The 18,325-nt window shown below is 70.0% G+C and carries 24 protein-coding genes; 9 read left to right on the top strand and 15 right to left on the bottom strand.

What is annotated here, in order from left to right; all coding sequences use genetic code 11:
* Window positions 1-138 precede the first annotated feature (138 nt).
* The 8 genes from SLINC_RS44825 to SLINC_RS44790 all read right to left on the bottom strand — a co-directional run bounded on the left by SLINC_RS44825 (window position 139) and on the right by SLINC_RS44790 (window position 8,437).
* Complete coding sequence (locus tag SLINC_RS44825) at window positions 139-1,278, bottom strand: epoxide hydrolase family protein (protein ID WP_067444421.1); 1,140 nt, start codon at window positions 1,276-1,278, stop codon at window positions 139-141.
* Window positions 1,279-1,386: 108 nt separating this feature from the next.
* Window positions 1,387-2,331, bottom strand: coding sequence for a LysR family transcriptional regulator (locus tag SLINC_RS44820; RefSeq protein WP_067444418.1), 945 nt, complete (start codon window positions 2,329-2,331; stop codon window positions 1,387-1,389).
* Between the two features lie 131 nt (window positions 2,332-2,462).
* Window positions 2,463-3,668 carry an acyl-CoA dehydrogenase family protein gene (locus SLINC_RS44815; protein WP_067444415.1) on the bottom strand — a complete coding sequence of 402 codons (1,206 nt, stop codon included), beginning with the start codon at window positions 3,666-3,668 and terminating at the stop codon, window positions 2,463-2,465.
* A 1-nt stretch (window position 3,669) separates the two neighbouring features.
* Window positions 3,670-4,626, bottom strand: a complete 957-nt coding sequence (locus SLINC_RS44810) for a 3-hydroxyacyl-CoA dehydrogenase NAD-binding domain-containing protein (protein WP_067444412.1) — start codon at window positions 4,624-4,626, stop codon at window positions 3,670-3,672.
* On the bottom strand, window positions 4,626-5,369 hold the full coding sequence (locus SLINC_RS44805) for an acetoacetate decarboxylase (RefSeq protein WP_067444409.1): 744 nt from the start codon (window positions 5,367-5,369) through the stop codon (window positions 4,626-4,628). Before SLINC_RS44805 ends, SLINC_RS44810 begins: the two co-directional genes overlap by 1 nt.
* A 5-nt stretch (window positions 5,370-5,374) precedes the next feature.
* Window positions 5,375-6,178 carry a crotonase/enoyl-CoA hydratase family protein gene (locus SLINC_RS44800; RefSeq protein WP_067444406.1) on the bottom strand — a complete coding sequence of 268 codons (804 nt, stop codon included), beginning with the start codon at window positions 6,176-6,178 and terminating at the stop codon, window positions 5,375-5,377.
* Window positions 6,179-6,222: 44 nt separating this feature from the next.
* Window positions 6,223-7,392, bottom strand: coding sequence for a CaiB/BaiF CoA transferase family protein (locus SLINC_RS44795; RefSeq protein ID WP_067444403.1), 1,170 nt, complete (start codon window positions 7,390-7,392; stop codon window positions 6,223-6,225).
* 136 nt (window positions 7,393-7,528) lie between these two features.
* The gene (locus SLINC_RS44790; protein WP_067444400.1) at window positions 7,529-8,437 is read right to left on the bottom strand and encodes a LysR family transcriptional regulator; all 909 of its coding nucleotides are present in this window, start codon (window positions 8,435-8,437) and stop codon (window positions 7,529-7,531) included.
* Window positions 8,438-8,845: 408 nt separating this feature from the next.
* Here SLINC_RS44790 and SLINC_RS44785 point away from each other — a divergent pair, with 408 nt between their 5' ends.
* Both SLINC_RS44785 and SLINC_RS44780 read left to right on the top strand, forming a co-directional pair.
* Window positions 8,846-9,295, top strand: coding sequence for a hypothetical protein (locus SLINC_RS44785; RefSeq protein ID WP_079165034.1), 450 nt, complete (start codon window positions 8,846-8,848; stop codon window positions 9,293-9,295).
* An 88-nt stretch (window positions 9,296-9,383) separates the two neighbouring features.
* A complete protein-coding gene (locus tag SLINC_RS44780) occupies window positions 9,384-10,367 on the top strand; it encodes a hypothetical protein (RefSeq protein ID WP_067444394.1) in 984 nt (327 codons plus the stop codon).
* Between the two features lie 248 nt (window positions 10,368-10,615).
* On the opposite strand, the gene SLINC_RS44775 is transcribed toward SLINC_RS44780, so the two are convergent.
* Window positions 10,616-10,990 carry a VOC family protein gene (locus SLINC_RS44775; RefSeq protein WP_031487478.1) on the bottom strand — a complete coding sequence of 125 codons (375 nt, stop codon included), beginning with the start codon at window positions 10,988-10,990 and terminating at the stop codon, window positions 10,616-10,618.
* 314 nt (window positions 10,991-11,304) lie between these two features.
* Between SLINC_RS44775 and SLINC_RS44770 the strand changes: the two genes are divergently transcribed.
* Window positions 11,305-11,799, top strand: a complete 495-nt coding sequence (locus SLINC_RS44770) for an NUDIX hydrolase (protein ID WP_237282046.1) — start codon at window positions 11,305-11,307, stop codon at window positions 11,797-11,799.
* 78 nt (window positions 11,800-11,877) lie between these two features.
* On the opposite strand, the gene SLINC_RS46955 is transcribed toward SLINC_RS44770, so the two are convergent.
* From SLINC_RS46955 to SLINC_RS44750, 4 genes are all read right to left on the bottom strand, one after another.
* Window positions 11,878-12,051, bottom strand: a complete 174-nt coding sequence (locus tag SLINC_RS46955; protein WP_211292785.1) for a hypothetical protein — start codon at window positions 12,049-12,051, stop codon at window positions 11,878-11,880.
* A 79-nt stretch (window positions 12,052-12,130) separates the two neighbouring features.
* Complete coding sequence (locus tag SLINC_RS44765) at window positions 12,131-12,454, bottom strand: STAS domain-containing protein (protein WP_067444391.1); 324 nt, start codon at window positions 12,452-12,454, stop codon at window positions 12,131-12,133.
* A 293-nt stretch (window positions 12,455-12,747) separates the two neighbouring features.
* The gene (locus SLINC_RS44755; RefSeq protein ID WP_067444386.1) at window positions 12,748-13,437 is read right to left on the bottom strand and encodes a DUF5994 family protein; all 690 of its coding nucleotides are present in this window, start codon (window positions 13,435-13,437) and stop codon (window positions 12,748-12,750) included.
* Window positions 13,438-13,477: 40 nt separating this feature from the next.
* Window positions 13,478-13,825: a hypothetical protein gene (locus SLINC_RS44750; RefSeq protein WP_067446557.1), complete on the bottom strand. Its 348-nt coding sequence runs from the start codon at window positions 13,823-13,825 to the stop codon at window positions 13,478-13,480.
* A 414-nt stretch (window positions 13,826-14,239) separates the two neighbouring features.
* On the opposite strand from SLINC_RS44750, the gene SLINC_RS44745 reads away from it, so the two are divergent.
* Complete coding sequence (locus SLINC_RS44745; RefSeq protein ID WP_067444383.1) at window positions 14,240-14,719, top strand: DUF5994 family protein; 480 nt, start codon at window positions 14,240-14,242, stop codon at window positions 14,717-14,719.
* 6 nt (window positions 14,720-14,725) lie between these two features.
* Here SLINC_RS44745 and SLINC_RS44740 read toward each other — a convergent pair whose 3' ends face one another.
* On the bottom strand, window positions 14,726-15,439 hold the full coding sequence (locus SLINC_RS44740) for a GAF and ANTAR domain-containing protein (RefSeq protein ID WP_261340690.1): 714 nt from the start codon (window positions 15,437-15,439) through the stop codon (window positions 14,726-14,728).
* Between SLINC_RS44740 and SLINC_RS47770 the strand changes: the two genes are divergently transcribed.
* Complete coding sequence (locus tag SLINC_RS47770; protein WP_067444380.1) at window positions 15,344-15,607, top strand: hypothetical protein; 264 nt, start codon at window positions 15,344-15,346, stop codon at window positions 15,605-15,607. The two genes, SLINC_RS44740 and SLINC_RS47770, sit on opposite strands and share 96 nt — an antisense overlap.
* 373 nt (window positions 15,608-15,980) lie before the next feature.
* Here SLINC_RS47770 and SLINC_RS49840 read toward each other — a convergent pair whose 3' ends face one another.
* Complete coding sequence (locus tag SLINC_RS49840) at window positions 15,981-16,205, bottom strand: STAS domain-containing protein (protein ID WP_237282044.1); 225 nt, start codon at window positions 16,203-16,205, stop codon at window positions 15,981-15,983.
* 505 nt (window positions 16,206-16,710) lie between these two features.
* On the opposite strand from SLINC_RS49840, the gene SLINC_RS44725 reads away from it, so the two are divergent.
* The 4 genes from SLINC_RS44725 to SLINC_RS44710 all read left to right on the top strand — a co-directional run bounded on the left by SLINC_RS44725 (window position 16,711) and on the right by SLINC_RS44710 (window position 18,242).
* Window positions 16,711-16,989, top strand: a complete 279-nt coding sequence (locus SLINC_RS44725; protein WP_079165033.1) for a hypothetical protein — start codon at window positions 16,711-16,713, stop codon at window positions 16,987-16,989.
* 83 nt (window positions 16,990-17,072) lie between these two features.
* On the top strand, window positions 17,073-17,477 hold the full coding sequence (locus tag SLINC_RS44720; RefSeq protein ID WP_079165032.1) for an ANTAR domain-containing protein: 405 nt from the start codon (window positions 17,073-17,075) through the stop codon (window positions 17,475-17,477).
* Window positions 17,474-17,830, top strand: a complete 357-nt coding sequence (locus SLINC_RS44715) for a PRC-barrel domain-containing protein (protein WP_067446548.1) — start codon at window positions 17,474-17,476, stop codon at window positions 17,828-17,830. The genes SLINC_RS44720 and SLINC_RS44715 overlap by 4 nt, the downstream gene beginning before the upstream one ends.
* A gap of 40 nt (window positions 17,831-17,870) precedes the next feature.
* Entirely contained in the window at window positions 17,871-18,242 is a 372-nt protein-coding gene (locus SLINC_RS44710; protein WP_067444377.1) for an ANTAR domain-containing protein, read from the top strand.
* Window positions 18,243-18,325: the final 83 nt, after the last annotated feature.

The raw sequence follows: 18,325 nt of genomic DNA, 5'->3' as shown, positions 1-18,325 counted from the left end.
TGGACGCATCATCGACCGCCCTTCCGGGGCCTTGCGATGGTATGCCCCACAAGCCCTGCAAGTCATGTACCTGCCATGCCCATTTTCCGTCATCACCCCATCAGGTAAGGGAGGTTGGACGGCCACGGCCCCGGTCCCTCAGCGTCGGCGCAGGCCGCCGAAGAACTGGCGGAGGTCGGCGACGAGCAGGTCGGGAGCGTCGTGGGCGGCCCAGTGGCTGCCGCGGTCCAGCTGGGACCAGGAGACGATGTTCTTGTGGTCGCGGTCGGCGAACTTGCGCACCGGCCGGAAGTCCTGGGCGAAGCTCGCCAGTCCCGTCGCGGCGGTGGTCGGCTCGGCGGGGTGCTCGGTGTGGCGGTCCTCCCAGTACAGCCGGGCCGAGGAAGCGCCGGTGTTGGTCAGCCAGTAGATCGTGGCGATGGTCAGAACGGTGTCCGGGTCCACCGCGGTGCCCAGCAGCTGGCCGATCCAGGCAAGCTGCCCGGCGGGCGAGTCCGCGAGCGCGTGGGCCAGGTTCTGCGGCTTGGTGGCCTGGAGTTCGGCGTACGCCGACATCTCGGTGTTGAAGGACTGGAGGAACTGCAGCATGCCCGCCTCTTCCTCGGTCACCCCCTCGAACTCGCCCGGGGTGCCGTCGGGGAAGGAGAACAGCTGGTTGACGTGCACCCCGATGACCTGGTCCGGGTTCTGCCGGCCCTGCTCCGGGGCGACGAACGCGCCGGCGTCGTTGCCGTGCACGCCGTAGCGCTCGTAGCCGAGGCGGCGCATCAGCTCGGCCCAGGCGGCCGCGACGCGGTGCCGGTTCCAGCCGGCCTCGTGGGTGGGGCCGGAGAAGCCGAAGCCGGGCATGTCCGGGACGACGACGTGGAAGGCGTCGGCCGGGTCCGCCGGGTTGGTCAGCTCCTCGACGAGACCCATGTACTCCACGAAGGTGTTGGGCCAGCCGTGGGTGAGGATCAGCGGGGTGGCGTCCTCGTGCGGAGAGCGGACGTGCACGAAGTGGATGGTCTGGCCGTCGATCTCGGTGGTGAAGTGCGGGTGGGCGTTGAGCCGGGCCTCGTGGACGCGCCAGTCGTAGGAGGTCTGCCAGCGCTCGACGAGCTCCTGGACGTACGAGAGCGGTACGCCGCGCTCCCAGCCGGCGGGCACCGGCCCGGTCGGGGCGGCGTCGGGGTCGGCGGGGAGTTCGTTCGCCCAGCGGGTACGGGCGAGACGGGCCTGGAGGTCGTCCAGCTCGGCCTGCGGGATGTCGATGTGGAACCGCTTGATCTCCGTCATGCGTACAGCCTCCCGCAGTCCCTGACCTGCATCAACGACGAAATGCAGCACGGTCGTTCTGCGTGGCGCAACGATCGCGTGCGAGGCGGCGAGCCCTCAGCCGCCCGGCTAGTCCGGCTGGTCCGGGTCGTCCGGGTCGTCGCCCGGCTCCCCCGTGTGGTCCGCGCAGCACACGGCGAAGGCCTCGGCGAGCCGCTGCTGCGGGCCCGCCGGCCACACCGCCCGGACCGGCATCGGCGGCAGTCCGGTGAGCGGGGCGACGACGACGCCCGGCCGGTCGTAGGCCTCCAGCAGGGAGGTGAAGGTCAGATGGGCGAGAGTGCCCTCGGCGACCAGCCGCAGGACGTCCTCCACGTAGTTGGCCGGCAGCCGCCGCAGCGCCAGGGCCCGACCGCCGGGTGTGGTGGACGGGGCCCACAACTCACCGAACCACAGGGGTAGTTCGGGGTAGAGGACGGGATGGCCGCCGTCCGCCAGTTCCTCGATGTCGACCGACTCACGGCCCGCCAGCGGGTGGCCGGCGCCGAGCATGACGGCCCGGGGCACCCGGTGGATCACCTCGCCGATGTACAGCGCGGGTTCGACCGGCGCTGCGGCCGTGGGCATCCAGGTGACGAAGACGTCGACGGGCCACTCCTTGCCCAGCCAGCGGAAGAGGTCGGTGGTGGGCATACCGGAGGCGACGACCCGGCAGTCCGGGTACCGGCTCTCGAAGGCGCCGATCAGTTCCAGGCGCAGCTTCTCGGGCAGCGTGGTGGAGAACCCGGCCCGCAGCACACCACCGCCGACGGATCCGGCACGGCGGACGTCCTCCAGCGTGCGTTCGATCTGGATGTACGCGGACCGCAGCCCGGCGTAGAGCTGGGCGCCCTGCGGGGTCAGCCGGACCACCCGGCTGCTGCGCGCGAACAGCAGCGTCCCGGCCCGGCGTTCCACGGCCCGTACGAGGGTGCTGACCCGTGAGGTGGACAGCCGCAGCCGGTCGGCGGCCCGCCCGAAATGCAGTTCCTCGGCCACCGCCAGAAAGACCTCGATCTCCCGCATCTCCAGCATCTCGCACACGCTAACGGGAGCGCTCCACGGAGGGAGAAGTTCCGAACAACGCACCGGGTCCCAGGTCATGGACCTGGGACCCGGTGGGTGGGGGCGGGACTCGGACGTCGGTGCGGCCGGGGCTCGCAGGCTCAGACGAAGGCGCTCTGGCCGGTGATCGACTTGCCGACGATGAGAGTGTTCATCTCGCGGGTGCCCTCGAAGGAGTAGATCGCTTCGGCGTCGACGAAGAAGCGGGCGATGTCGTGGTCGAGGAGGATGCCGTTGCCGCCGAAGATCTCACGGCTGCGGGCCACGACCTCCCGCATCCGCGCCGTGACGAACGCCTTGGCCAGGGCGGAGTGTTCGTCCCGGAAGATGCCGGCGTCCTGGAGGCGGGCGAGCTGGACGAGCATGCCCCAGGAAGCGGTGATGTCGCCCAGGCTCCTGACCAGCAGGTCCTGCACGAGCTGGAAGCCGCCGATGGGGCGGCCGAACTGGCGGCGCTCCCGGGCGTAGTCCAGGGCGAGTTCGTAGGCGCCGATCATCACGCCGAGGGCCTGCCAGGCCACTCCGGCGCGGGTGGCGCGCAGGATCTCGGCCACGTCCCGGAAGGAGTCGATGCGCTGGAGCCGGTTCGCCTCCGGCACCCGGACGTCGGTGAGGGTGATCTCGGCGTTCTCCACGATCCGGAAGGCGACCTTGTGCTCGATCTTCACCGGGTCGAAGCCGGGCGTGCCCTTCTCGACGACGAAGCCCTTGACGTGGTTGTCGTCGACGTCCCGCGCCCACACGACGACGAGGTCGGCGAAGGTGGCGTTGCCGATCCACTTCTTGGCGCCGTTCAGGACCCAGGTGTCGCCCTCCCGGCGGGCGGTGGTGCGCATGCCGCCGGCCACGTCGGAGCCGCCGAGCGGCTCGGTCATCGCGAACGCGCCGATCCTGTCCATCGCAGCCATCTGCGGGAGCCAGCGGTCGCGCTGCTCCTGGTCGCCGCCGGAGAAGATCGAGTACATGGCCAGCCCGTTGTGGACGCCGAAGAAGGTGGACACCGAGGCGTCGGTGCGGGCCATCTCCATCGCCAGCATGCCGCTGAGCAGGTTGCTGACAGTGGGCCGGTGCTCGCCGTAGCCCTCGTAGGGCAGTCCGGCCAGGCCGCTGTCGCGGAACAGGGTGATGAGTTCCCGGGGGAACTCCCCCTTGGCCCAGTTCTCGTTGACCAGCGGCCTGACCTGCTCGCGCAGGAGGGTGCGGGCCTTGAGGAGGATCTTGCGCTCCTCGTCGGGGAGCAGCGACTCGTAGTGGTAGAAGTCCGCGGTGAGTTCGTCGGTGAGGGGGCCGACAGGGGTGGTGGTCATCTCAGTTCTCCTCCTTCGGAGTGGTCGTGCCGGTGGTCTCGGACAGGGCGTCCAGGACCGCCAGTTGCCTGCGGTCGCGTGTTTCGGAGAGCTCCGCGTACGGGGCGGAGCCGTAGGCCTTTTCCACGGCACCGATGAGCCGTTCCTGCGCGTCGGCGTCGGGCGCGGGGCCGTCCGTCAGGCTCTGCATCGAGGCGCCGATGTGCTCGACGAGGTGCCGGTAGCCGCCGGGGCCGCCGCCCAGGTGCGCGCCGAGGAACGGTCCGACCGTGGCCCAGCGCAGTCCGAGCGAGTCGGTGACGATCCGGTCGAGGTCCTCCGGTGTCACCACGCCCTGCTGGACGAGGGAGACCGCCTCGCGGCTGAGCGCGTTCTGGAGGCGGTTGCCGACGAAGCCGGGGATCTCCACGCGCTCGACGACCGGGGTACGGTCGAGGGAGGTGTAGAAGTCGACCGCGGCCCGCACGGCGTCCTCGCCGGTCCGTGCGCCCGGGACGACCTCCACCAGCGGGAGCAGGTGCGGCGGGTTGAAGGGGTGACCGATCAGGACGCGGGCGGCGGCCTCGTCGGGCAGCTGAGCCGTGAACGCGGTCGACGGGATCGCCGAGGACGAGCTGAGCAGCAGCGCGTGGGCGGGTGCCTCGCGGGTCAGCGTGGCGAACAACTCCCGCTTGAACTCGGCGCGTTCCGGGCCGTTCTCCTGGACGACGTCGGCGTCCCGGACCGCTTCGGTGACGTCGGCCGCGATCCGCACGCGGTCGGCGAGGCCGGTCACGTCCAGGCCGCGGGCGGCCAGGTGCGGGGCGTACCGGGTCAGGGCCTCGGTGACGGCCTCGTCGAGGTCCGGGCGCGGGTCGCTCACCCGGACGGTCAGGCCGTGCGCGGCGAACAGGGCCGTCCAGGACAGTCCGATGGTTCCGGCGCCGACGACGGCGGCCGTGCGGAAGGCGCGGGTCATCACGCGACCCCCTTCAGGTAGTCGTGGACCGGCTCGACGCCGTTCAGCGTCAGGTCGGTGAGGATGTGACTGGCGGAGACCACCTCCAGCACGGGGAGGTCGGCCAGGGGGGCGAGGGCATGCTCGAAGAGCTGGAGCCGGGCGGGGCCGGTCCAGGCGCCCTTGACGGTGAGGTCGGTGATGCGGGTGCGGACGAGTTCCTGCACGCGCGGCGAACCGTCGTAGCCGGGGATGGTCTTGAGCATGAACGTGGGTACGCCGATCTGTGCCTCGGCCTCGCTCCGGTCCAGCTCATGCTGCTTGTAGCCCATGGTCGCGGTGGCGACCCGCAGGGTGCCGTGGTCGAGGGTGCCGACCAGGGCGCCGGAGTCGACGTACAGCGCCGGGGAGCCGATGACCTTCGGGTAGGCGGCGACCTCGCGGCCGGAGGCGGTGGCCGGGAAGTTGTCGAGGTACATCGCGTGCAGGTACTCGCCGCGCTCGCCCTCGAAGTCGACGGCGAGCGCCTGGCCGGCCTCGGTGTAGGGGCCGTACCCGGTGACGTCGCCCATCCTCATGACCTCGAACCGGACCAACGGCTCGGTGATCCGCAGGGGTTCGGGGACGACGGCCCGCAGGGCGTCGGGGTCGGTGCGGTAGACGATGTTGAGGTACTCGCGGTCGGTGAACCTCGGGACCGTCGGCGCGTACGCCGGACTGGTGAGCGGGGTGGTGACGTGCCGTCGGACGTCGTGTTCCCTCATCGCGCTCACCGTCCCGTCCAGCGCGGCGGGCGGCGCTCGGCGAAGGCGGTCATGCCCTCGCGTACGTCGTCCGAGGCCATCAGGGACTTCATCAGCGTGCGCTGGAAGGCGAACGCCTCGGCGTCGGGGGCTCCGTCGGCGGCGCGGACGACCTGCTTGACGGCCGCGAGTGCGAGCGGGGCGTTCTCCGCGACCCGTTCGGCCAGCCGCAGGGCTTCTTCCACGGCCCCTCCCCGGCCGGTGACCCGGTTGGCCAGGCCCAGGTCGCCGGCGCGACGGCCGTCGGCGGGCTCGCCGGTCAGCAGCAGCTCCATGGCCAGGTGGTACGGGATGCGCTGGGGCAGGCGGATCACGCCGCCGCCCGCGGCGATCAGACCGCGCCCGACCTCGGGCAGGCCGAACCGGGCGTCCTCGGCGGCGACGACCAGGTCGCAGGCCAGGGCCAGTTCGAAGCCGCCGCCCAGAGCGAAGCCCTCCACGGCGGCGATCAGGGGCTTGCCGGGCTCCGCCTCGGTCAGACCGCCGAAGCCGCGGCCCTCGATCTCAGGCGACTCGCCGCGCAGCGCGGCCTTGAGGTCCATGCCGGCGCTGAAGGTGCCGCCCGCGCCGGTCAGGACGCCGGCCCGCAGCGCCGGGTCGGCCTCCAACGTGTCGAGGGCCGCGGCCAGTTCGGCGGCCACCGCCGCGTTCACGGCGTTGCGGGCCTCGGGGCGGTCGAGGGTGATCAGCAGGGTGGAGCCGATCCGTTCGGTGCGTACGACGGGGGGTGCGGGGGTCGTGGGGGTGGTCGGAGTGGTGGGGGTGCTCATGGCTGTTCTCCTGTCTCCTGCTGTCTCCTGCCTCGCTGTCCCGGTCAGCGGGCCGTGGCTTCGAGTTCGGCGAGGACCTCCGCGGTGTCCTGGCCGGCGACCGGCGCCAGGCGGCGGATCGAGCCGGGCGTGGCGGAGAAGCGCAGCGGGATGCCGATGGTGCGGACCGTGCCCTCGGTGGGGTGCTCGGCGGTGTCGAGCAGGTGGCCGTCGCGGATGTAGGGGTCCTCGTGGGCGCGGTCGAGTTCGAGCACCGGGGCCATCGGAATGCTGTGCTTGGCGCACACCTCCGCCCACTCGTCGGTGGTCAGGGCCGGGGCGCAGCTCTCCAGGAGCGCGGCCAGGTCCTCGTGGTCGGCGCTGTCGATGGCCTCGCCGTTCACCCGCGGGTTCTCGGCGAGGTCCGGGCGTCCGGCGGCGGTGAAGAAGTCCCGGTAGTTGCGCGGGTTGTACGGCATGACACAGGCCAGGCCGTCCTTGGTGCGCACCGCCTTGTGGCCCTTGAGCATCGACAGCGCGAACCCGGTGGGGCCGGTCTCGGGCACGTGGGTGTGGCCCGCCAGGTGCTCGACCAGGTTGAACGCGATCAGCGTGTCCGTCATGGGGATCTCGACGAGCTGGCCCTGCCCGGTGCGGTCGCGGTGCAGCAGGGCGGCGAGCACGCTGTAGGCGATGGTCAGCGAGGAGACCTTGTCGCCGATGATGGTCGGCAGGTAGACGGGCTCGCCGAGCGCCCGGTCGGCGATGTCGACCAGTCCGGAGGCGGCCTGCACGGTCTCGTCGTACGCGGCGTTGCCGGCCTGATCGGAGTCGCCGCGGAAGCCCTGGGCGTGCGCGTAGACGAGCCCGGGGTTGCGGTCGGCGATGTCGTCGTAGGACAGGCCCAGGCGGTGCAGCGCTCCGGGCCGCATGTTGGTGATCAGCACGTCCGCGGTGTCGATCAGGCCCAGCGCCTGCTCCCGCTCGGTGTCGTCCTTGAGGTTGAGCTGGACGCTGCGCTTGTTGCGGTTGACGTTGAGGTTCAGCGGGGTCATGCCCGGTGTGGTGCGGTAGTGGCCGACGCGGACGGTGTCGGCGGGCGACTCGATCTTGATCACGTCGGCGCCCAGGTCACCGAGGATCTGGGCCGCGTAGGGGCCCATCACCACGGTCGAGAGGTCGATCACGCGTACGCCGTCCAGCGGCCCTGCGACAGTTCCCTCAAAGTCCGTCATCGTTCTCCCTTTCTCTTGCCCGACCAGATGCACTCATCTGCGTGTATCTAGAAATTAAGTTAGCAAGAGGGCACGGAGAACGGAATGATCATGATGCGAAAAGCGGTATGACCGCAGCGGTCACACCGTCGGACGCCTAACGGCTCAGCGGCTCGGCGAAGATCTCACGGGCCGGAGCGATGAGTTCCTCCAGGTCACCGCCGTCGGCGCGGTCCTTGCGCCAGAGGAGTCCGGTGACGAGCCGAGGATCGAAATCACAGAAAGGGACAACGGCCACGTTGTCCAGAGTGTAATTCCACACGGGACTTCTGGAATCCAACATGGAAACGGTGAATGCAAATCCACCGGAAACTATTTCCGAAACTCCCTCATAGGCGGTGGCACTCAGTTCGACGCGCTTCTTGACGCCGAGGTCGGACAGCTGCCGGTCCAGCCGGCGGAAGAAGACGTTGGCCATGGCCGCGGGAGGAGCCGCGTACGGCAGGTCGGTCAGCTCCGCCGGCGCGATCGCGGCGCGCCCGGCGAACCGGTCCGCCGGCACGACCGCGCCGAGCCGCTCCGACATCACCGGCAACTGCTCCAGGGCGGGGTCACTGACCGGCAGCCGGGCCAGGGTGAGTGCAAGGCGGCCGTCGCGCACCGCGTCGACCAGCAGGTCGCTGGCACCGGGCCAGCGCTTGACCTCGAACCGGTCGCGGACCCGTTCGGTGAGGGCATCGATCCGCTCCCGCAGGTCCGGATGGATACCGCTGGGCACCCCGAGCAGCACGGTCGCCCGCCCGGGCCGGGTCGCCTCGTCCAGCCGCCAGCGGATGGACTCGACCTGCTCCAGGACGCCGAGCGCGACCGGCAGCAGCGCACTGCCGGCCGGGGTGAGCGTCACATGGTGGGTGTCACGGTCGAACAGCCGGTGCCCGAGCTCCCGCTCCAGGTCCTTGATCCGCCGGCTCAGCGGCGAGACCGCCATGTGCAGTTTGCGGGCCGCGGTGGAGTAGTTGAGTTCTTGGGCGACGGCGACGAAGTAGCGCAGGTGCAGGAGCTCCACGGCGTCCACCCTAACCGCCGCGTCCGACACCGGACCAGGAGGGATCGGCACAGGTCAGCGATCCAGGGCACCTTCGGTGCGCGCCGGGGGGGCGTGATGCATCCCGTGGCGTGCGCGCCGGGGGTGCGCTGGATCGCCGGCCTGATCGAAGGTGAGCCCCCCCCCATGCCCATCCCCCTGCCCGTCCTCACGTCCACGCAGATCTCGCCGTTGGCGAAGGCCAGGAGGCCTGCCGTCGGCTGCCGCACCGCACGGTCCCGACAGCGGCACGGTCCTGACATCTGTCAGGACCGTGCAGGGCCGTTCCCGGCCTAGTCTCAGGGCCGGTCAACACGGGAGAGGGCTCGCGCAGGACGGCCGACCGCCGCCGAAGCGCCACCCCGTTCCGTACGCCAACGGAGGAGCATCGTGACAACTGCACGTCGTATGGCGGGATCCATCGCGGTCGCCGCAGCACTGATAGCCGGCAGCACCGTCCTGGCCACCGCGCCGGCTGCCGCGAAGGGGGAAGCCCCAGCCGCCCCCGCCCAGGCCCAGCTCGCCAGCTGGGACAGCAACGTCTACCTCTACTACAGCGCCTCCAGCAACAGCTCCTGGAGCAAGTACGGCACCGGGGTCAATGACTTCGCGGGGCACACTTTCGCGGCCGCCGGCGAGGGCCACGGCCAGTACGTGAAGAACAACGTGTACCGCGCCTGGAACAACGACCAGAACTTCAAGGCCCGCATCTTCTACAACGAGAACCAGAACGCCAGCGGCAATGCTCCCTACGACGACATCTGGCCCGGAGAGTCCCGCGCGCTGAACTCCGGAGTGCAGAACAACAACGCCTCGCTCGGCTGGTACTACGCCGGCTGATGCCTGTCCGGGCCCGCCCGCGCACCGGCGGGCGGGCTCCGCACCCGCACCCGCACCCGCACCCGCACCCCGGAAGGGATAGGACAACATGCCGGCGCGACGAATTCGCAGGACCAGGCATCTCGGGGCGGCCGTCATCGTGCTCGCCGTCACGGCGGGGTGCGCGCAGGGGCAGGCGGCGGAGTCGACGCCGACGCCCACTCCGTCCGGAACACCGACGGCTTCCGGGCCGCTTCCCGCCGTCGTGGTGCCGAGAATGCTCGACGTCAGCTCCCTGGTACTGCCCGTCGAGCCCTACCTGTTCACCGACCGTCAGGTCGGGCGCCTGTTCCGGGCCAAGGCGGTGCTGACCGAGTCGTGCATGCGGCGCTTCGGCCATTCCTGGCCCGCCCCCACCGGCCCCATCCCGGAGACGGGCACGCTGAACCCCGCCAACACGGCGCACCGGTACGGCATCACGGACGCGGCCAAGGCAGCACGCTACGGCTACCACCCAGTTCCCGGCTCGGTGCCGCCGCAGGTCAAGGACAAGCCCACGATGCCGCAGCCGGGGCGGGAGGCAATGCTCGTTCTGCGCGGGTTGAATCCGGACGGCACACCGGCGAGCGCTGACTCGCGCGGTCGTCGCCTCCCTGCTGGCGGCTGCCAGAGCGAGGCTACGAAAGCGCTGTCGGGCGACCCACAGAAGCTGGGGAACCGGGAGCTCGTCGGCACGATCAACATCGGCAGCTACCGTGACTCACAACGCGATCCTCGTGTGGTGGCGGCCTTCCGCGCCTGGTCACGGTGTATGGAGCGGCACAACAACGACTACACCTACACCGACCCGACCCGAGTGCCCGGCAAGGACCCCAAGTTCAACGGTCCGACGGCCGGCCGGGCCGAACTCGCACTCGCGACCACGGACGTGGCCTGCAAACAGGAGACGAACGTCATCGGCGTCTGGTCGTCGGTCGACGCGGCGTACCAGCGGCGGGCGATGGCTGCAAAGCAACGAGAGCTCGCCGCTGTCAAGAAGGACATGCGTACTCAACTGGCCAACGCCGACCAGGCACTGGCCGGGCGACGCTGACGGGCATTGAGGCGGGAGCGGATCCCGAAGGCCGGATCGAGCGGGCCGTCGGGGGTGCCCCTGTGATCGAGCGATCACGAACCGAGGGAGATCGGGCTTGACGTCCACTGAGGGGTCGTCAAACTGGCGGCCTCTGAGGCCACTTCATCCCTCGATGGTGGCGACGTCCTGGGCAAAAGGTGGGGTTCGGTCAGTTGGCTGCCTGGTCGGGCGCGCTGTTCTGGACACCCGACCAGGTCCTACCTCGGTTACAGATACGGGCGGGTGATCAGCTCAATCGCGTGACCGGCTGGGTCTTTGAAGTACACGCCTCGACCGCCGTGCTCGTTGTTGATCTCGCCCGGGCGGCGCATCTGCGGGTCGGCCCAGTGCTCGATGTCGCGATCACACAGCCGCCGATACGCGCGATCGAACAGCTCGTCGTCGAGCAGGAATGCGTAGTGCTGCATCTGGATCTCCACCGGCGGCTCGGCGAACTGCAGTAGAACGCCGTCGGTGAGCTGGATGTTGGTGAACGGGCCCCAGGACGGCGCTTCTGAGAGTTCCAACAACTCCCGGAAGAACCGAGCCGACTCGTTGCGGTCCTTGGCAGCGATGATGGTGTGGTTGAACGTGGCTGTCATTCGGCTGGCCTCATTGGTGTTCGACACGGAAAACGGACTCGCGGAGCGCGAGTGCCGGGAGGTCCGCGTGCCGAACTGAGGGGGTGCGTTCCTTGCACCCGCCGTGCGATCAGCCCTCCACCGGATGGCCAATCTGTGTGTGGCGTAGCGCCGGTCCGGTGTTCACGTCGGGTGACCTTACTTGATCGGACTGACTGTCACAACAGAAACGATCGGCTGCGATTGCCTCGTCAGGCGGCCTTGGCCGGGTGGTCAGTCCATCATCGGATCGGTGAGTCGGGGGCAGGGTTCGTCGTCGGTCTTACCCTGACGAAGTGGTGATACCTGAGGAAAGACTGCTGCCGCGCCCGAGCGCGCGCGTGGTGTTGCTGGACGACGCCGATCGGCTGCTGCTGTTCTCCGCCGGGAACGAAGAGGAAGGTTCCGTCCGCTGGTTCACCCCTGGAGGCGGACTTGCACCGGGTGAAAGCCATGAGCAGGCGGCCCTGCGGGAGTTGCAGGAGGAAACCGGGCTGACGCACGTCTCGCTGGGTCCGGAGATATGGCGAGGGCGTCCGTGGACAACGGTCCGGGACGGTGTCGCCTACGAGGTTCGCCAGCGTTACTACATGGCCCGGGTACCTGCGTTCGAGGTCGATACCTCGGCTTTCGAGGAGATCGAGAAAGCCGCGATCACAGGGCACCGGTGGTGGACGGTGGCGGAACTGGTCACGACCTCGGATGTGGTGCGGCCGACTGAACTCCCGGAGCTGCTGGCGTCCTTGCTGAAGGACGGCCCACCGGACTCGCCGATCATGGTGAACGGCTGAGTTGCGCGGACCGTGCCGACGTTGGGGGTGGCTTTGATGTCCTTCGGCAGTAGTTCGTGGTCGAGGGCTTCGCAGACGTCATCGGCCAGGGCCCGGGCCTTCGGCGAGCCTGCCGCCGGCCTCGCGGACGAAGTCGGGCTGGAGGTCCAGCTCTTCGGCGAAGTTGAACGTCAGGATGTCGGCACGCGTCACCACCAGGTTCGACAGGCTTCGCGGCCCCACGACCGTCTCGTTGTTGTACTCGGAGACCATCCCGCACAGGACGATCCGTGCGTGCAGCTCGAGGGCGCCGATCGCGGCCTCCAGATGCTCGCCGCCGAATGCCAGCTCTTCAACGCGTCCGAGAGAAGAGAACGCGATCGGAGCCGGTGTCCGCGAGGAGCCGTGCGGTCTGCGGCGACGGATGGTGCAGCCGCAGGGACGCACGAGCCTTGGCGGCGTGCCGCGACGCGTCGAGGAAGACTCCCAGGCCGCTGCCGTCACAGAGGCCGACGGTGGTCAGGTCGACGTCGATGGTGGTGACGCCGTCGTGCAGGCACCGCTCCAGGGCGGCCTGCACCTGGGGCGCGGTGACCGGGTCGATCTCACCGGCCAGGGTGATCAGCGCTCGTGTGCCCCGGTCGTGCCGGTAGATGTTCAGCTGTGGAAGAGTCATGACGCCTCGGATCGTGGACCCCGCCGGGCTCCTGTCACCTGTGGTGAGTGGTATGGCCACGGCCCCCGTCACGGTGGTCCCGTCGTTCGCCGGCGGTCGGCGACTCAGACCGCTCCGGTCCCCCCGGGGGCTGTGGCGTGCCGCGTCCGCGGCGGCCGGGCAGAGCGGCGCTGTACCGGTGCACGGCAATCCTGTCGGCGTGCTGGATGTTGAGCCGGTGGATCACGTATGCCGCCGCTGCGATGAGGACGATGAAGGCGGTGGCCGTCAGGAAGGCGTTCATGGAGGCCGCCTCACATTCCGACGATCAGGCGACTGGGCGGACCGGGCTGTTCCGGGACGGCCACCGCGGAGGCGCCGCCCTCGTACTCCCATGCCTCGTCCGGCTCCAGCGGCTCGTCGCGCGCGGCGGTGGCGTGCCGGGCCTCGTCCGCGGCGATGAGCGCGCTCGCCGTCAGCGGCGGGCCGTCGTGATCGGACACGGCGGCCATCAACCGGGCCGCCGACTCCGCCCCGGTCTCCGGCGGGATGATCAGCAGGTCCCACCGGCCGGTGCCGTAGGAGAGCAGCAGCAGCTTGTGCGGGTCGATCTCCGAGGTGAACCAGCCGACCTTCACGACGTGGCCGTCCACAGGAACCTTGTGAGGAATGACCGGCCAGTGCTCCGGGTTGACGGCGATACGGGTGATGCGGCCCCACAAGGGGTCCAACACGTCGGTCAGCGCGGGCAGTTCGCTCAGCAGATCCCGGGAACGGGGCCACCAGGCACCGTCCAGGAGGCCATGGGAGGCCCCGTCGCTCTTCAGGGCGAGACGCGCGGCCGGGGCTGCGACGGGCACGGGATGCGGCAGGGTGGGGTACAAGGTCGCCGACATGATGCGGACCCGTCTCCGGGCCACCTCTGCGGCGGCCCGGGTTTCATCTCTCGCCGAGGACGACCCGGCGTGGAAGCCCGTGTGCGAAATGCCCTCGGTACTGTCCACACTACTCCGCGCTACGCCGCGACGCGGAGTAGTGGCTTGCCTAGAGGTGGAGCAGTCGCTGGGTGATCTCCCGGTACTCCCTCAGCGCGTGCCGGAGTTCGTCGGACTGTGTGTCGGGGTTCTGGTCCTGCCACCCGGCACGCAGGGCACGCCGCCGTTCCGCGAGGGCGTTCGCGAGCTGGGCGGTGGCTTCGTCGTAAGCGCTCTCGGCCTCTTCCAGCGCCTCGTGCGGGGTGTCGGCGAAGGTGTCCAGGGCGTGCCGGAGGCGCTGGAGGATCTTGTCCTGTCCGTCCGACGGGAGCAGCGGCTCCGGGCCCTGCCTGTGGCGCTCGGTGGGGCGCAGGGCTTGGCCCGCGGGCTGCTGGGCGCGCGTCTGGTCGTACATCATCGAGTGCTTCCGTTCCGCCGCCTGAAGGCGTGGTTTGAGGGCGAGACGCGCGGTCGGTGCCCTGAACGGCACGGCATGCGGCAGGGGATGGTCGGTGGTCGCGGACATCGTGCGAACCCGTCCCCGGGCCTCTGCGCTCGGGCAGCTGTCCGGTGTCGTTGCTCACCAGGAACGACACCGGCAACGGGGCCGGTGCGCGAAATGCTCCCGATGCCTTCACGCTGCTCCTGGAAGAGGCCGGACGGACCCCTGGTTGTTCCCCTTGGGCACGGATCCACGGACCGGATCTTCCCCTCTGCTCCGGCGTGACCCGTGGTCCCCGTGTGTGACCAGCGAGCGCTCCGGCCGCTGCGGGCCACGCAGTACCGTGAAAGGAGGATGCCACTCCACTTCTCTCGCAGACAGGCGAGCGTCATGTCAGACTCCGGTTCCCCGCGGATGACCCGGCTCCTGCCGGACTCCGTCCACCGGGCCGTGAAACCCGGGACGGCCGTCGTACGGCTGGAGACGACCCACGACCGCCGGGGCGTGCTCGACGGGGCGTGGTGGCCGCGCTCCCGTGACATCTCGGCGGAGCTTCCCGCCCTGATCACCGCGCTCACCGAGTACCTGGGGCCGATCACGCGGGTCGGCCTGGACGCCGCAGCCTGGGACGCGCTGCCGACGCGGCTGGTCGTCGAGGACCGGGTTGTCCGCATCGACTCCTTCCCGGTCGGCGACGACACCATCCTCGTCACCCGGGGCGAGGCTGACCACTTCTCCCTCCTCGTGGTCCCGCCGCCGACGGCACCGGACGCGGCCCGGGCCGCGATGGCCGAAGCGGTACGTGCCGACAACCTCACGCAGGCCGAGCAGATCCTCATCGACACCGGCTGGGTGGCACCGGGGACGTGACAGCGGTCAGTCGTGATGGTCCCCGGGCCGGGTCGTCGTAGGTGCCGGGATGGCCGCGGTGTCGAAGTCGCCCGCGATGATCCGCGCGGCGAGCTCCGACAGGCGCAGGTGGCGGGCGCGGGCGTACGAGCGGAAGGCGGCGAAGGCGTCGTCGACGGAGGTGTTCCAGCGTTCCGCCAGGACGCCCTTGACCTGCTCGATCAGGATGCGGCTGGTCAGCGCGTTCTCCAGCAGGCCGTTCTCGACGTACGACTGCTCCAGCGTGCGCTCCTGCAGGATCGCGATGGTGGCCACGTCGGCGAGCGCCTGGGCGAGCGCGATGTCGTCCTCGCCGAGCTTCCGCGGAGTGTTCTGGAAGAGATTGAGGGCGCCGACGACGCGGTTGCGCAGGCGCAGCGGGATGGCGTGGGTGACCGCGTCCCCCGTCTCACAGGCCCGTGAGACGAAATGCGGCCAGGCGGCGGCCGACTCCGCCCCGACCAGGTCGATGTTCGCCTGGGAGGCGCCGGTGCGGTAGCACTCGACGCACGGGCCCTGTCCGGACGCGATCCGCACGGGCTCGCCCGTCGTCGAGCCGGACCTGCACGATGTGGACGGGCCGTATTCGCCCGACGGTGGAAAGGGATGATCGGCACGGCCCGCGAACGACGTCTGGCCGAGATCTTCGTGGAGGTCGCGGACTCCCTCGTCGAGGATTTCGATGTCATCGACCTGCTGCACCGGCTCTCCGCGCGCTGCCTGGAGCTGCTCGACGTGTTGGCGGCCGAGATCCTGCTCGCCGACGCGCACGGCGAACTGCAGATCATCACCGCCCCGGACGAGCACACCCGCCTGCTGGAACTCTTCGCGCTCCAGCACGACCAGGGGCCCGCACCCAGCGTGAACTGAAGCTCCTCGAGCCGCGCACTCAGCTCGGAATGACACCAGACCGGATCGGCCGTCGGATCCGGGCCGACCAGCAGCGACAGTACGACGCCCTCGGCGCCCAGCGCCTGTGCACACACCCGAGCCGGATCGTCCACCTCGCCCAGGCTCAGCGACCGCAGGACCTCGGCCACGCCATCGCGGATCACCGGTCTCCGCTTCAAGGAGGGGCGCCGTCGGCTTCCGCCGCACATTACGCGGGCCGGTGCGCCGCCGCACGGCCCGCGGGTACGTCCTGCCAGGCGTCCTGGGTGCTCGCGTACCGCGGGAAACGGTCCTGCAGACCGCCGACCCGGAACACGAGACTCGCGGCCGGCCGGTGGTGCACGACCCGCACCTATCCGCGCCGCTCATGACAGTCCTCCCACGCCGCGCACAGCGGGTCCAGGACGCTGCCGTCCATGAACGTCACACCGAGCAGATCTACGATCAGGAACAGCCGGCCGGCGCCGTGCCGTGCGCCCTCCAGATCACGAGCGAAGGCCGGCACGGTCGTCACGTCCAACTCGCCGCCGGCTGTGACCACACGCAACTCGTCGAACAGGTCGGGACGCGGGTCCACGTGCCCCATCTCCTCTGTCACCGGGGTGGCTTTCGCCTTGCGCAGGGCCTCTGTTGCGCGGAACTGGACAGTACGGAGAGGGCCGGGGTCACGGGCGGGCCGTGTGACGAGCCTACTGCCCACAGGGGATCGACCGGTCGCCCGTTCTCCAGGCATCCACGAGGGTGGTCGAAAGTGCCTCCCCCGGTCGGTTCCTGACGGGATCGAGGGTGAAGGTGCAAGAGAGCGGTGCGGGCTGCTGGTGCAAACGCGGCAGGTTCTGGCACCGATGCGCCAGGTGCGCCCTCGAAGGGACGCGAGAGGTGGTCGACTCTGCCGGGGGCTCGGGCCGTACCGCACACGCCAGCCCTCGCCGCACCCCCTGAACAGACAGCAAGTGGCCATCCGGTCCCGGCGGAGAACGCTGACCTGGGCAGCTGTCCGTGACCTCTGGGGAGGACTACGCTGTTCGTACAGGCCCTGGCCCCCGGCAGTGATGCTTTGTTCCGCTCCGGGAAGGCCCGCTGTGTTCGTATCGCTTCTCATCCTCATCGTGGTCCTGTTCGGCCTCGGCTTCCTCAACCCCCTTTGGTGGGTGGCCGCCGCCGTGTTGGTCTACAGCGCCACCCGCCACGGCCGCGATCGCGGGGGAGGCTGGATCCGCCGCGACGGTTCCGATCTCGGGGACTACCGGGACTACGAGATCCGCCGGGACCGTCAGGACCGCTGGAACCGTCGCTACAGCCGACGGAACCGGGCGCGCTGGCGGCGCGAGGACCGCCGGGACCACGAACGCCACGGGTGACCCTTGAAGTGGACCGGCGGCCACGGCTTCCGGGACGGCTCACGCCAGGCCGGACACGTCCCAATCGCCAAGAGGTGCATGCCATGCAACGCACGACCGTGATCCAACAGGAGCCGTGGGAACTGCGGGCCGAGGCCACGTGGGGGAACGCACCCGCAGGGCAGGATGTCGTCGCACTGCGCGACGAGAACGATCAGCTGCGGCGGGCGCTGGCTGGCCGTGCGGTCATCGACCAGGCCCGTGGCATGGTGATGATCCTGACCCCCTGCCGCCGCGGGGCGGCCAGGAAGCTGCTGGTGGACGTCTCACGGCAGTGCGACGCCCGCCTTCCGGAGGTGGCCGCGGCGCTGGTCGCCGCCTGGGAGGGCAAGCCGCTCCCGGAGCACATGCAGAGGGCGATGCGTCGTACGCTGCGGCGCTTTCACTCGGATACCCAGGGATGCGACTCACGGCCGGCGAGCGGGTCGTCCAGGAGGGAGAGGCCGTGATTCACGCAGCCGACGTCCGGGAATGGCGCAACCGCGACGTCGTCGACACCGAGTCGCACAAGATCGGTGTCCTGGAGGCCGTCTATGTGGACACCACCACCGACAAGCCGGCCATGGCCACGGTACGAACCGGACTCCCGACCCGGCACCGGCTGGTCTTCGTCCCCCTCGATGACGCGATCGCCGGGCCCGGCTATCTCAAAGTCGGCTATACCAGAACGCTGGTGAAGCAGGCCCCTTCGATCGGCACCGACGACGTCCTGCCCGCCGAGCAGGAGGAAGCGGTCTTCAGGCACTACGGACTGCCGTACGAGCCCGGTGCGGCCGGCGAACGGCAACTGGCGCGCCGCTGACCACCTACGGACAGGAAGACTGCCCTGTGAGGTACGCACCATGTACCAACTGACCACGCGCCGTGATGAGCGGCCGCTGTTGACGGCTGTGCCCTCGGCTGTGCCCTCGGCGGGTGATGCGGCTCTGCTGGCCGAGGTCGCCGAACTGCGGGCCAGGAACGAACAGTTGGGGCGGGCGTTGGCGACCCGTGCGGTGATCGATCAGGCGCGCGGCATGGTGATGGTCCTGGCGCCGTGTTCCAGCGAACGGGCGTGGGATCTGCTGGTGGGCGTGTCGCAGCGCTGCAACACCAAGCTGCGGGACGTGGCCGCCGCCCTGGTCGCCACCACACGGGACGAGACGCTCCCGGAACCGATACAGCGGGAGCTGCGCCGGGAGCTGCGGCGCCTTCACGCGGCGGATCGCGAGTGACGGGGTGCGCATCCGTCGGACGGCACCAGGAGCTGTGCACTCAACCCTCCGGTGCCTTCGTCCAGGTCACGCGCTGTCGGACG

It is taken from the genome of Streptomyces lincolnensis (assembly GCF_001685355.1).
In the GTDB taxonomy this organism is placed as follows: domain Bacteria; phylum Actinomycetota; class Actinomycetes; order Streptomycetales; family Streptomycetaceae; genus Streptomyces; species Streptomyces lincolnensis.
Note: the sequence above shows the minus strand (reverse complement) of the source record. Positions and strands in the feature narration are given on the sequence as shown.